Genomic DNA, 12,146 nt, shown 5'->3' with positions numbered 1-12,146 from the left:
ACCATGCGGAGTCCTCTTGGCGATCACACTCAGTCCACCACGGTGAAGGCGATGGGGCTTCGCCGGCTCGGCATTCGGAGATTGTCACGTGCCCACGTGATGCTTCGGCAGCGGCCTCAGGTGGGACGACTGGGCCAGCGGGCATTGCTGAGCGTGTGCGAAGCGCTGGAGCGGGAGTTGGGCTGTAACGTGCGCGTGGAGGCGCGGGTGCTGGAGTCGGTGGTGATGCCGGCGTCGGGGTTGGCGCATACAGCCGCGTTCGCCTGGGTGGACCTGTCCGCCACGGGAGGCACGGCGGTGCTGGAATTGGAGCCGGCCGTGCTCTTCGCTGGGCTGGAGCGTCTATCGGGGTCGGAAACGAAGTCTGTTCCTCTCACGGGGCTGACGCGCCTGGAGGAGGCTTCGTTCGCCTTCCTGGGCCTGTCCGTGTTGTACGCGCTGCGGGGCCAGGAGGAGTTGTGGAGACGTTTCAGTCCGCGGCTCACCGGAGTGACGATGAGCCGCACGGACACCCTGGCGCGCCTGGATAACCGGCAGCCACACCTGGGGGTGGAGTTGACCGTGACGGTGGGGCGGACGACCGCGGGGGGGCGGCTGCTCCTTCCGGCGAAGGTCCTCGACGGGGCATGGAAGGACCTGCCGGTCGAGCGGGACGAGGGGATCGCCTCCGAGGTGTTGGCGGCGAAGTTGGCGGCTTGGTGCCGGATGGGGTGCGCGTCCTTGCCACGCGAGGCGTGGGGCGCATTGGGGGCTGGCGACGTCATCTTGTTCGAGGGCCTGCGCTGGGAGGGCTCGGGCCTGTCCGGTGCCGGGCGCCTGGTGCTGAAGGGGTTTGAGTTGAGGGGGGACTTCTCTCCCCAGGGTTTTTCTCTGAACCGCGCTCATTCGCGCGGAGTTCTCCAGGAGCAGGACATGGTGACGCAGGTGAATGAGCGGAGCGAGGGCATGCCCCCGCTCCCGGTAGATGTGGAGATCGAACTGACGCGGTTCATGTTGCCGCTCTCCGAACTCGCGGTGCTGAAGCCCGGGGCCTTACTGCCGCTGCGTATCAGCGCGAGCGAACCCGTGTTGTTGCGTGTGGGAGACCGGGCGGTGGCACGGGCGGAATTGGTGGACATCGAGGGAGAGGTCGGGGCGCGAATCCTCTGCCTCCTGCCGTGAGCGCTCTCATGAATCCCTCGCTCTGGTTCATGTCTCCGCGTGCACGAATGGTGTTGGCATTGGGCCTGGTGTTGGCTCTGGCCGTGATGGCACGGTGGGGAGAGACCTCCGTGACCTCGGTGGCGCGAGTGCTGTTGGGGGGCGTGGCCCTGGTCGTGGGGGTGGGGTGGCTCAGGCGACGGGATCGGAGCGGCACCCGTTTCATGCGCGCGGAGCCTCTGCGGGTAGTGTCTCGGGCGGGCTTGTCCCAGCGGTGTGGACTGGCGTTGGTGGACGTGGAGGGCAGCCACTACCTCGTGGTCTTCGGGGATTCCTTCTCGGAGATCCGCCGGATGCGCGGTCCGGTGCGAGAGAAACCCCGCTCGGGGCGGTGCACGGGGGGACATTCCCTGGCGAAGGAGTCGCTGTCATGACTTTCTCCCAGATGTCCTTCGCGGGCAGTCCCCTGTCGATGATGGGGCTGTTGGCGTTGTTGTCCCTGCTGCCCTTCGCGGTGATGATGTTGACCAGTTTCTCGAAGATCGCCGTGGTGTTGTCCCTGGCGCGCTCGGCGATGGGAACTCAGCAAGCACCTCCCACCATCGTGCTCACGGGACTCGCCGCCGTGTTGACGGGCCACATCATGGCTCCCGTCATGGAGCGCATGTATGAGGCGGGCCAGGTCGTCTATCAAGACATCGGCTCTGGAGAACGTATCCTCGACGCCGCGATGAAGGTCTCCGAACCGTTGCGCTCCTTCCTGGTCAAACACGGCAGCGCCGAGGAGCGGGAGCGGCTCGTGGAACTGGCACGCGAACTGCGTCCGCCGGAAGACGCGGAGCGGGTGAACGAGGATGAACTCTTCGTGGTCATCCCCGCCTTCGTGCTCACCGAGTTGAAGGAAGCCTTCCAGATTGGCTTTCTCGTCTTCCTCCCGTTCCTGGTGCTGGACATGGTCATCGCCAATGTCTTGCTCGCGCTGGGAATGCAGTCGTTGTCGCCGAGTCAGGTGAGCCTGCCTTTCAAGATCCTCCTTTTCGTCGCGGTGGATGGTTGGTCGCTGCTCGCTCGCGGCCTCATCCTCGGCTACCGGTGATGCCATGAGCCAGGACGTGCTGTTGTCACTCGGGCGCGAGGCCTTGCTCCTGATGGTGCTTGCCTCCCTTCCGCCCATCGGGGCGAGTCTGGTGGTGGGATTTCTGATGAGCCTCTTCCAGGCGACCACCCAGTTGCAGGAGAGCACCCTGACAGTGGTGCCCAAGTTGTGTGCGGCGGTTCTGGCCTTGGTGGTGGCTGGACCGTGGATCGCCGGGCAACTCACCCTTTTCGCGCAACGGGTTCTGGGAATCATCGCGGAGGTCGGCGGATGACCCTCGACCTGTTTCGTTCACTCCTGGAGGGATTGGGTCCCAGCGTGGTGTCCGTGGCCCTGTGCTCCGCGAGATTGCTGCCAGTCGCCTTTCTCTGCCCGTTGCTGGGAGGGCAAGCCACTCCCACGAGGGTGAAGCTCACACTGGTATTGACCCTCGCTTTATTTCTTCACCAGACAGCGGGTGTATCCTTGTCCACGCCCGTGGAGACGCCGGTGCAACTGGCCGCGTTGACAGTGAAGGAACTTTCCTATGGAACGGCGCTGGGGTTGGTGGCGGCGTTGCCTTTCGATGCGGCGAGGATGGGGGGCCGCTTCATCGACCTGTTCCGGGGAACGTCCGCGGAGGCGAGTCTGCCGGTGACTGGGACTCGCGAGTCCGCCTCGGGGGATGCACTCCACCAACTGCTCGTCGGGATGGTGGTGACCGGAGGACTGATGCCCCTCGTGCTCTCGGGTCTGGTGCGAGGATTTGGTTGGGTGCGATTGGGGGCGTACGTGCCCTCCGAGGGGGCGGCCTTTCACGTCGTGGGACTTGTTGGAGGTGCCCTGGCAACGGGATTCGCGGTGGGCGCGCCCGTGGCGGCGGCGACGATGACGGTTGATTGTCTATGGGGGATGGTGTCGCGTGCCGCGCCCCAGGTGAATCTTCAGGAGATGGGCGCTCCCGTGCGCATTCTCGCGGGGGGCGCCTTGTTGTGGCTGGGCGTGGGCGTGCTGTGTGATCGGCTGCTCGCGAGTTTTCTCTCCGTGGAGGACGCGCTGTTCCACCTGGCGGAGGTGGCGCGGTGAGTGGGAAGACGGAGCCACCTTCGGCGAAACGTCTGCGGGAGGCGCGCCGCAAGGGGCGGATTCCGCGCAGTCGACTGCTGTCCTCCAGCGTGGTGACTCTCGGGGGGTTGTTGGGCGTCCTCGCGGTGGCCCCTCTGGGGTTCAGGCAACTCCAGGACTGGACGGTCCGGCTGATGCTTTCCCAGGAGCCCACGGGTGCATTGCGAGAAGCGGGGGGGTGGATGGTGCTTTGGGCGGGGCCGCCTCTCCTGGCGGCCTGGCTGGCGTCTCTCGGTGTCTCCGTGGCGACAAGCGGCCTGGAATTGAACGCGGAACATGCGATGCCGAAGCTCGAGCGCATCCATCCAATGGAAGGATTGAAGAAACTCTTCAGTGTGAGGCCTTTCATTGAATTGGGGAAGGCCTTGTGCGTGGCGGCGGTCATGACCTGGCTCGTGTGGAGTACGGCCTTGGATGAGGGAGCCGATGTCATGCGGACGGTCTGGAGAGAAGGGCCGGACGGAGTGGTTCACCTCCTGGGCCGTCTTGGTTCGCTCGCGCGGAGGCTCGCCTGGGTCCTCGTGGTGCTGGGCGTGGGGGATTACGTGCTCGCACGCCGAAGGCACATGAAGGAATTGATGATGACGCGCGAGGAGGTGAAGCGCGAGCACAAGGAGAGCGAGGGGGATCCCCACCACAAGGGGCAGCGCCGGGCGGCCCATCGTCAACTGGCGGCGGGAGGCTCGGCGCGAGGCGTGAAGAAGGCGAGTGTCGTGGTCGTCAATCCCACGCACATCGCGGTCGCGCTTCGCTATGACCAGGATGAGTGTGACGCACCTTATCTGGTCGGCAAGGGGCGGGAGGCGGACGCGCTCGAACTGCGACGCGAGGCCGAACGGCTCGGCGTTCCAGTGGTTCGGGATGTGCCGTTGGCTCGCAGCCTTGTCCATTACGACGTCGGCGAGGAAATCCCCGAGGAGTTGTACCAGGCGGCCGCGGCGGTGCTCCGGGTTGCCCGGGAATCGTAGACGTGGACGTGCATCCATGAAGGAAGAAGTCATGAACCGCTTGATGAAGATGCTGCTCCGGGCTCGCGAGTCCTCGGAGGGGGTTCTCGCCGCGGCGATGGTCGCGGTACTCGGGGCGCTCATCATTCCCTTGCCTCCCTGGCTGTTGGATCTGGGACTGGCACTCAATCTGGTGGCGGCGGTCTCCTTGCTGGTCGCGGCGCTCTATGCCCGGGATGCGTTGAAGGTGACGTCCTTTCCAACGCTGCTCTTGTTCACCACGCTCTTTCGGCTCGCGCTCAATGTGTCCTCCACGCGATTGGCCCTGGCGGAGGGACATGCGGGAGAAATCATCCAGGCGTTTGGCGAATTCGTGGTCCGGGGTGACTACGTCGTGGGCGCGGTCATCTTCGCCATTCTCACCCTGGTGCAGTTCCTCGTGGTGGCCAAGGGGGCGGAGCGGGTGGCCGAGGTCTCCGCGCGCTTCACCCTGGACGCGATGCCCGGCAAGCAGATGTCCATCGACGCGGATCTGCGCGCGGGAGCGATTGACCAGGCACGTGCCCGCCGCCGGCGACGCGATCTGGAGCGCGAATCCCAGATGTTCGGTGCGATGGACGGCGCGATGAAGTTCGTGAAGGGAGACGTTATCGCGGGTCTGGTCATCGTCGCGGTGAACCTCCTCGGAGGCAGTTGTATTGGCGTCCTTCAGAACGGGATGACGTTGACCGAGGCGGCCTCCACCTATGCGCTCATCGCCATGGGCGATGGACTGGTGTCGCAGATTCCCTCCTTGTGCATCGCGGTCGCCGCGGGACTCGTGGTCACGCGCGTGGCCTCGGAGAAGGAGGAGGACTCCCTCGGCTCGGACATCGGCTCACAGATTTTTGGTGACGCCCGGGCGCTCTGGGTGGTGGCCGCGCTCTGTGTGGCGCTCGCCGTGATGCCGGGGATGCCTCATTTGACATTCCTCGGATTGGCCGCGGCCCTGGGTGGGCTCGCCTATGGCCTCCGGCGCATGAAGGAACTTCCCGTGGAGGCTCCCCCTGACGCCGTCCAATCCGACGACGCCAGTGCGCGGGTGGCGCCGAACGCGGGGCCGGGTGCTCCGCCCATGAGCACGATGGCGCCCGTGGGGGTGACACCCCTGACGGTGGAACTCGCGCCGGATCTCACGTCCCTGGCCCAGGCTCAGGGGAGTGCTTTCGTTCACCAGGTGCTCAACCGGATTCGGGATGAGCTCTTCCAGGACTTGGGCGTACGCGTGCCAGGGATTCAGGTCCGCACGGAGGCCACCTACCTTCCTCCAGGTACCTACCGGCTCCTGATCGACGAGGTTCCCGCGGGGATGGGACAGGTGGTGCCGGCCATGCTCTATGCCCTGGCCCGGCCCGAGGAACTGGCGTTCCTGGAGCTTCAGGCGGAACTGGCGGCGGAACCGTTCTCGGGCAGGCCCATCAGCCGGGTTCCCTTGGAAGGGCGTGCGCGTCTGGAGATGGCCCAGGTGTCAGTGCGAAGCGCCGGAGAACTCATCGCCGAGCATCTGCGAAGCGTCCTCCGGGTGCGTGTGGCGGGCTTCCTGGGCATCCAGGAGGTGCAGGGGCTGCTGGATGGGCTCGAAGCCCAGGCGCCCACCCTGGTCAAGGAGGCGCTCCAGAAGGTCCCATTGCCGTTGCTCACGGAAGTCCTGCGCAAGCTCGCGGAGGAGCAGGTGAGCATCCGGAACATTCGCGCCATCCTCGAGGCCCTGGTGGCGCCTACCACCGAGGGGGATGCCTCGGCGCTGGCCGAGCGGTGCCGTCAGGCGCTCTCCCGCTACCTGAGTCACAAGTTCGCTCCCTCCGGGCCGCTCTTCGCCTACCTGGTGGATCCGGAGATCGAGGAGACGCTGCGCTCCACGGGAGCGCGGGGACCGGCTCCGGCTCCCGAGCGCATCGCGGAAATCCTGGAGGGGGTGAAGCGCATCGCCGCGGGTGGGCAGACCGTGCTGCTCACGGCGCCGGATGTCAGGCGGACCCTGCGCAAACTCTGCGAGGGGGCCTTTCCCGAGGTCGCGGTTCTTACCTACGGTGAGCTGGACATGAGCCTGCAAATCCGCCCGTTGGGGCGGTTGTCACTGGCGGGCTAGTAGCTGCTTCCGCTTCCCCGCTTGGGGTCGAAGGAGACGTCCGACTGGGGCGTCTGGGGCGGCGGCCGGTTGACCCGATCCCTGAGCTCCTTGCCCGTGCGGAAGAGCAGGCCCCGCTTGGGCTTCACGGGGATGATCTGCCCCGTCTTGGGGTTGCGGCCCTGGTAGCCCTGGTAGTTCTTCACGTGGAAGGCCCCCAGGCCGCGGATCTCGATGTTCTCTCCGCGGCAAAGGGCGTCCTTCATGGACTCGAAGATCGTCTCGACCGTGGCCTCGGCCTGCTTCTGCGTCATGCCTTTCTTGGCGACGAGGACGTTGATCAGATCGGACTTGAGCATCGCATGCTCCCGCAAACCGCGTAACCCCTCGTCATCAGGGCGCGTGGCCCGTGGTCGAATCCCGGAACGATAGCAGATCGAATCCCGGGCGCAAGGCCGCGAGGGCGGCCAACCTCCCAGAAACGTTACGGATTTCCGCCATCCCTCAGCGCGTGGGCGGGGACGCCAGGAGGGGTGGAGCGGGCGTGCGGCGGCGCGAGCCCGGGACGCACCAGGATGGCGAGATCCACCCACCGGGTGCGGCGCAGGACCTCGAGTCCCAGGGCATCCGACTGCCGAAAAAACGCGTCCAGGGTCTGGAAGCCGTCGGCCCGTGGGGGATTCCATGCACCGGGCTCGCCGGGGTTGTAGACGCCGTGGACGGCCAGGGTCAGATCGGCCAGGGTCAATTCCTCGGGAGGACGGGCGGGCAACAGGCCGCCCCGGCGGTGGCGGATCATCAGACCCGCTTTGACCAGGGAGTCCGCCACCTCGTCGACGAGCGATTCGGGGACTCTCAGGCGCAGGGCCAGTTCCCGGGGGAGGGGGGGGATCCCGCCATCGAACCAGACGAGAGAGGTTTCCTGTGCCAACCGGGCCGCCACCAGTTCTCGGGCCCTCGGATGGGCGCCGAAAATCCACAGCGAATCGCGGAAGGTGGTGTGCTCCACGGCGTAGGAGAGGCGGGCGCCCGTGAGGAAGATGAGCCAGTCCACGTATAGCCACGCCAGGAACATGGGCAGCGCACCCAGCGAGGCGTAGAGCGGGTTGTTGCGGAAGCCATAGGCGGCGATGCCCGTGTACACGTGCCGCGCCACGCTCCAGGCGACTCCCGCGACCAGGCCGCCCGCGAGGGCCGAACGCATCCGCACGTGGGTGTTGGGCGTCACCCGGTAGATGAGGGTGAGCCCCCCGGTGATCATGATGGGAGACACCGCGCTGAACAGCAGCTCGAAGACGTCCAGGAAGATGGAGGCATGGGTGCCCGCGAGGAGGGAGCGCATGCCGCTCGTCCCCGCGAACGACAGGGCCAGCATCAGGGGGCCGAGCAGGAGCAATCCCGCGTAGACGAGGCCACGAATCCACCAGGAGCGGTGGTTCTTCACGCCCCAGATTTCATTCAGCGAGACATCGATGTTGTGCAGCAGCGAGCCCGCGGAGAACAGCAATCCGAGGAAGCCCGCGCTCCCGATGGCCGTCGCGTTGACCGGATCGAGGAATCCCTCCAGGAAGGCCGCTGACTCCTCGCGCACGCCCGGCGCCAGCACCGCGGAGATGAATTCCCGGAGACGGTGTTGAAAGGCTTGCTGGTGGTAGGCGCCGAGAATGCCCAGCACCACCGTCAGCAAGGGCACCAGGGAGAAGACGCTGATGTAGGTGAGCGCCGCGGCCCTCACGCGGATGTTCTCGCCCAGGAAGCCTCGCGCCAGACCGCGTACCGCGAGCAGCGTGTCCCCGGCGAAACGGCCCGCCCGGGTCCGAGCCAGGGGTGCCCAGGTGCACTGGAGCCACTGGCGTGCACCCATGCTCAGCCGTTGAAGGAGGGGGGGCGGGAAGGTCCACATCCGAGTCCTCCAGGCTAGCCAATGCCGAGGGGGCTCGGCCAGGGGGAGTCCTCACTCGCTTGCCCCCCTGGCGTCCCATCACCCGGGCTCGTGTTCAGGCCCGGGTGGAAGGACGGACTCAGTGTCCGTTTCCGGACCCGTTGTTGCCCCCTCCCGAGGAGGAGGGCGGAGCGGAGCCCGTGCCTTGGGCCTCGCCCGTCGAGGGCGCCTGCCCTCGTGCCTCACGCGGCTCGGAGCGACGTTGCTCACCTCCGCGGTTGCGGTCGCGGCCTCCATTGCGGTCGCGGCCTCCACCTCGGTCGCGCTCCCGACCCCCACCGCCTCCTCCGCCACCGCCGCCGCGCTCCCGGTCCCGGCCACCCCCTCCACCGCCACGGTCGCGCTCCCGTTCCCGGTTGCCTTCCGAGCGGAAGCCTCGCTCACCGCCGCCGCCGCTTTCCGGCCGACGTTGCATGGACAGCTCGCCGTCTCCGGAGCCCGGTGACGAGGCCACCTTGTGGTCTCCTCCCTGGGCGCTGCGGCCGTACACGTCGTATTGCTCGCGGTGGTAGTTCTGCTGCGCCTTCACCTGGATGGACTTGTTGTAGCGGTCCATCAGGTGGCGCAGTTCCTGCCGCTCCTCGCCCTGGAGCAGACGCGCCACCTCGGCGTTGCAGTTGATGACGAGCGTGGGATCCTTGTAGCCCGGAGCCTCGCGGCGGATCTCCCCGAAGATCTCGTAGGCCACGGTGGTGGCCGTCTTCACGAAGCCCTTGCCGTCGCAGTACGGGCAGTCCTCGTGGAGGACGCGGCCGATGGACTCGCGCACGCGCTTGCGCGTCATCTCCACCAGGCCCAGCTCGGAGATGCGCAGCACGTTCGTCTTGGCCTTGTCCCGCCCCAACGCTTCCTGCAGCGACTTGAAGACCTTGTCGCGGTTCTGCGGCTTCTCCATGTCGATGAAGTCGCAGATGATGATGCCGCCGATGTTGCGCAGCCGCAGCTGGTAGACGATCTCCTTGGCCGCCTCGACGTTGATCTTGGTGATCGTCTCCTCGAGGCTCTTCTTGCCGACGTAGCGGCCCGAGTTGACGTCGATGGCGGTGAGCGCCTCGGCCTGGTCGATGATGAGGTAGCCGCCGCTCTTGAGCCACACCTTGCGCTGGGTGGCGCGCTGCAGCTCGTGCTCGATGCCGTAGGCGTCGAAGATGGGCTCGTCCGACTCGTGCAGCACCACCCGGTCCTTGAGCGCCGGATCCTGCGCGTTCACGAAGCCGAGGATGCGCTCGTACTCCTCGCGGTCATCCACGACCAGCTTCTCCACGTCATGGGCGAAGAGGTCGCGCGTGGCGCGCAGGATGAGGTCCAGGTCCGGATGCAGCAGGCCCGAGCCACCGCGCTTCTCGTTGCGGCGCACGACCTGATTCCACACCTCGATGAGGAAGCGGATGTCGCTCTCGAGCTTCTCCTGGGGCACGTTCTCGGCCACCGTGCGCACGATGAAGCCGGTGCCGGGCGGACGGAAGCGATCGACCATCTCCCGCAGGCGCTTGCGCTCCTTCTCGTTGGAGATGCGGCGGCTGATGCCCACGTGGTCCACCGTGGGCATGAACACCAGGTGGCGGCCCGGGATGGAGATGTGCGAGGTGAGGCGCGCGCCCTTGGTGCCGATGGGATCCTTGGAGATCTGGACCACGACCTCCTGGCCCACCTTGAGCAGCTCCTCGATCTTCGCCGTCTTGCGCGGTTTGCTCTTGTCGTCCTCTCGCTTGCGCTGCGGCTCCTCGCGCTGCTTGCGGACCTTGTCCTTCTCGCGGTCCTTCGAGTCGCGGCGGGTCTCGCGGGCCTCGCGCGCGGCCTCGCGATTGTCCCGAGGGGCGCGGCGCTCACCGGAGGCCGTCTCCGGACGAGCCGACGGGGCCTCGGCCACGGGGGCCGTCTCGGCGGCCGGGGCGGGCAGCAGGGCGTCGGCCGGCGCCGCCTCCGGGGCGAGTTCCACGGTCGGGGGCGCCGCCTCGCTCACGGGCACGGGGGCCTCGTGGACGGCGGGCGACTCGAGGGCGACCGGCGCCGCCTCGAGTTCAACCGGGGGAGCGGGGGGCTCGGCGGACAGGGCGGGGCTCTCGAGGACGGGCTCGGCGGGGGCGGGCGTCTCCGGCGGAGTCAGGGGCGCCTGGGCCGCCTCCACGCCGGGAACGCACGCCTCGGCCGCGACGGGGGCGTGCTCGGGGAGCTCGGGCTCATGGGCGGGCTCATGCACGGGCTCGTGGTGCGCCTCCTCGGCGGCCACGGCCTCGGACTCCTCGGGCACGTCCAGGGCGTCTTCGTGCTCGCCCTCGGTCAGCTCGAACTGGGCGCGAGCGAAATCCGGGTCGTAGACGACGTCACTGACGTAGAGGAAGGCCGCTTTCTCCAGCCCGATGTCGACAAAGGCCGCCTGCATGCCGGGGAGCACCCGGACCACGCGACCCTTGTAGATGTTACCGACGACTCCCTTGTCCTTCTTGCGCTCGAGGTAGAACTCCGCGATGTGCCCGTTCTCGACGAGGGCGACCCGGGTCTCCCGGCCCGCGGCGTTGATGACGAGGATGCTGCTCATGGACGAATCCTGGGCGCGCGCGAGGAGGCGTGAGCTCCGGCGGACGGGAGGCGACGGCGTCTCCTGCTTCCGAGCGCGCTGCGAGGGGAGAGGCGGTCCCGGCTCCACTCCGTGCGCGGACGAGGTCCCACCCGTGGATGCGGGGGCGGGTTGTTCGCGCGCGAGGGGGGGCTGAGGGAACCACGACCTGCTCCTCCGAGTTCATGTCGCCCCGCGGCTACCGGCACCTCGCCGGGCGGGGACTTGCCATATCGAGCGTTCGAGGCAGCCCTGGCGCTCGAGCCACCCGGCTTCTGGCCTTCCTCACCCGGTCGGTGCCCATCCGCGGGCGCCTTGGGGGCGGCGAGAAGCTCGGAGCGGCCAGCGCGCCCGGGTTGCCGGGAACGCACCCGTCTCAAAATCTCGAATCCACTGGCGACTGAACCCCCCACCCCTGGCGGAGAGTTCCGAGGCCTGAAAACAGCGAAAGGTTTTCACGCCTGATCCGGCGTGTAAAGGCGGGACGTGGAAAATGTCCGCCGTCTGGCAGCCCAGGGAGCCTCAGGCCTGGGCGGTGGGGGCCCGTTTGCGGTGGTCCGGCTTGTCCAGGCGGCCCCGGGGGCGGCGCACCAGGCGCAGGCCCGTCCAGGTGGAATCGATGAGGCACAACTTGTTGTCCACCATGCCGATGTCGAGCGCGGCCTGGCGGATGAAGTCCTCGGACAGGGCGGTCTTGATGCCCTCGCCGCTGGGCCAGCACACCCAGATGCCGCCCTGGAGCGTCATGGCGCGCGAGAGGGCGGGCAGGCGCTGGACGAGTTCGTGGGTGTCCTGAGTGAAGAAGAGGATGACGTCCAGACCCGTCTGGGCGGTGATGAGGAATTCCACGCCCTCGGGCAGGGGGTTGAGCTTCTGTACGAAGCCCCGGGGCGGATTGATGACCGAGACCTTGCTGCCGGATTTGATGCCCAGCATGGAGCTCAAGGAGGCTGGCGCGTAGGGATTCATGAACTGCGCTCCACGATGAAGGTAGTGAACTCGCCTTGTGCCGGGGTGTCGGCGCGCTCCACGCCCGTGACCTGGGCCTGGGGGGGACCGCGATGGCACCAGCGGACGAAGTCCTCGAGGGCCTCGGGGGGACCCTCGGCGAGGGCCTCCACCGAGCCGTCCGAGAGGTTGCGCACCCAGCCCGTCAGTCCCAGCCGCAGGGCCTCGGTGCGGGTGCTCTCCCGGAAGAAGACGCCTTGCACCCTTCCTCGAATCCGCAGGACTGTCCGCCGCCTGTCCATGGT

At 67.4% G+C, this 12,146-nt stretch carries 12 protein-coding genes; 7 read left to right on the top strand and 5 right to left on the bottom strand.

Annotated elements, in window-relative coordinates; genetic code table 11:
- Positions 1 to 3 precede the first annotated feature (3 nt).
- The 7 genes from MEBOL_RS06565 to MEBOL_RS06535 are packed head-to-tail and all read left to right on the top strand — an operon-like array spanning position 4 to position 6,415.
- Positions 4 to 1,161, top strand: a complete 1,158-nt coding sequence (locus MEBOL_RS06565) for a FliM/FliN family flagellar motor switch protein (protein ID WP_245919510.1) — start codon at positions 4 to 6, stop codon at positions 1,159 to 1,161.
- Between the two features lie 8 nt (positions 1,162 to 1,169).
- Positions 1,170 to 1,574, top strand: a complete 405-nt coding sequence (locus tag MEBOL_RS06560) for a hypothetical protein (RefSeq protein ID WP_095976606.1) — start codon at positions 1,170 to 1,172, stop codon at positions 1,572 to 1,574.
- Positions 1,571 to 2,236 (top strand): type III secretion system export apparatus subunit SctR, encoded by a 666-nt coding sequence (gene sctR, locus MEBOL_RS06555; protein ID WP_095976605.1) that lies wholly within the window; start codon positions 1,571 to 1,573, stop codon positions 2,234 to 2,236. Before MEBOL_RS06560 ends, sctR begins: the two co-directional genes overlap by 4 nt.
- Before the next feature lie 4 nt (positions 2,237 to 2,240).
- Positions 2,241 to 2,510 (top strand): flagellar biosynthetic protein FliQ, encoded by a 270-nt coding sequence (locus MEBOL_RS06550; protein ID WP_095976604.1) that lies wholly within the window; start codon positions 2,241 to 2,243, stop codon positions 2,508 to 2,510.
- Positions 2,507 to 3,301, top strand: a complete 795-nt coding sequence (locus tag MEBOL_RS06545) for an EscT/YscT/HrcT family type III secretion system export apparatus protein (protein ID WP_095976603.1) — start codon at positions 2,507 to 2,509, stop codon at positions 3,299 to 3,301. The genes MEBOL_RS06550 and MEBOL_RS06545 overlap by 4 nt, the downstream gene beginning before the upstream one ends.
- Entirely contained in the window at positions 3,298 to 4,308 is a 1,011-nt protein-coding gene (locus tag MEBOL_RS06540; RefSeq protein WP_170115457.1) for an EscU/YscU/HrcU family type III secretion system export apparatus switch protein, read from the top strand. The genes MEBOL_RS06545 and MEBOL_RS06540 overlap by 4 nt, the downstream gene beginning before the upstream one ends.
- A gap of 31 nt (positions 4,309 to 4,339) precedes the next feature.
- On the top strand, positions 4,340 to 6,415 hold the full coding sequence (locus tag MEBOL_RS06535) for a flagellar biosynthesis protein FlhA (protein ID WP_095976602.1): 2,076 nt from the start codon (positions 4,340 to 4,342) through the stop codon (positions 6,413 to 6,415).
- Here MEBOL_RS06535 and MEBOL_RS06530 read toward each other — a convergent pair.
- The 5 genes from MEBOL_RS06530 to MEBOL_RS06510 form a co-directional block, all read right to left on the bottom strand.
- A complete protein-coding gene (locus MEBOL_RS06530; protein ID WP_095976601.1) occupies positions 6,412 to 6,753 on the bottom strand; it encodes an HU family DNA-binding protein in 342 nt (113 codons plus the stop codon). The genes MEBOL_RS06535 and MEBOL_RS06530 overlap by 4 nt on opposite strands.
- Positions 6,754 to 6,878: 125 nt before the next feature.
- Positions 6,879 to 8,297, bottom strand: coding sequence for a YhjD/YihY/BrkB family envelope integrity protein (locus MEBOL_RS06525; RefSeq protein WP_095976600.1), 1,419 nt, complete (start codon positions 8,295 to 8,297; stop codon positions 6,879 to 6,881).
- 118 nt (positions 8,298 to 8,415) lie between these two features.
- Positions 8,416 to 10,875, bottom strand: coding sequence for an Rne/Rng family ribonuclease (locus MEBOL_RS06520; protein ID WP_095976599.1), 2,460 nt, complete (start codon positions 10,873 to 10,875; stop codon positions 8,416 to 8,418).
- Positions 10,876 to 11,415: 540 nt separating this feature from the next.
- Positions 11,416 to 11,862 (bottom strand): DUF3052 family protein, encoded by a 447-nt coding sequence (locus tag MEBOL_RS06515; RefSeq protein WP_095976598.1) that lies wholly within the window; start codon positions 11,860 to 11,862, stop codon positions 11,416 to 11,418.
- Entirely contained in the window at positions 11,859 to 12,143 is a 285-nt protein-coding gene (locus MEBOL_RS06510) for an acylphosphatase (protein ID WP_095982618.1), read from the bottom strand. The genes MEBOL_RS06515 and MEBOL_RS06510 overlap by 4 nt, the downstream gene beginning before the upstream one ends.
- Between the last annotated feature and the right edge of the window lie 3 nt (positions 12,144 to 12,146).

The organism is Melittangium boletus DSM 14713 (assembly GCF_002305855.1).
GTDB classification, from domain to species: domain Bacteria; phylum Myxococcota; class Myxococcia; order Myxococcales; family Myxococcaceae; genus Cystobacter; species Cystobacter boletus.
The sequence above is the reverse complement of the archived record's forward strand: the minus strand, read 5'-3'. Positions and strand labels throughout refer to the sequence as shown.

Coding starts and splice junctions, on each gene's coding strand:
- MEBOL_RS06565 (WP_245919510.1), top strand. CDS start 4: ATGCGGAGTCCTCTTGGCGATCACACTCAGTCCACCACGGTGAAGGCG.
- MEBOL_RS06560 (WP_095976606.1), top strand. CDS start 1,170: ATGAATCCCTCGCTCTGGTTCATGTCTCCGCGTGCACGAATGGTGTTG.
- sctR (WP_095976605.1), top strand. CDS start 1,571: ATGACTTTCTCCCAGATGTCCTTCGCGGGCAGTCCCCTGTCGATGATG.
- MEBOL_RS06550 (WP_095976604.1), top strand. CDS start 2,241: ATGAGCCAGGACGTGCTGTTGTCACTCGGGCGCGAGGCCTTGCTCCTG.
- MEBOL_RS06545 (WP_095976603.1), top strand. CDS start 2,507: ATGACCCTCGACCTGTTTCGTTCACTCCTGGAGGGATTGGGTCCCAGC.
- MEBOL_RS06535 (WP_095976602.1), top strand. CDS start 4,340: ATGAACCGCTTGATGAAGATGCTGCTCCGGGCTCGCGAGTCCTCGGAG.
- MEBOL_RS06530 (WP_095976601.1), bottom strand. CDS start 6,753: ATGCTCAAGTCCGATCTGATCAACGTCCTCGTCGCCAAGAAAGGCATG.
- MEBOL_RS06525 (WP_095976600.1), bottom strand. CDS start 8,297: ATGTGGACCTTCCCGCCCCCCCTCCTTCAACGGCTGAGCATGGGTGCA.
- MEBOL_RS06520 (WP_095976599.1), bottom strand. CDS start 10,875: ATGAGCAGCATCCTCGTCATCAACGCCGCGGGCCGGGAGACCCGGGTC.
- MEBOL_RS06515 (WP_095976598.1), bottom strand. CDS start 11,862: ATGAATCCCTACGCGCCAGCCTCCTTGAGCTCCATGCTGGGCATCAAA.
- MEBOL_RS06510 (WP_095982618.1), bottom strand. CDS start 12,143: ATGGACAGGCGGCGGACAGTCCTGCGGATTCGAGGAAGGGTGCAAGGC.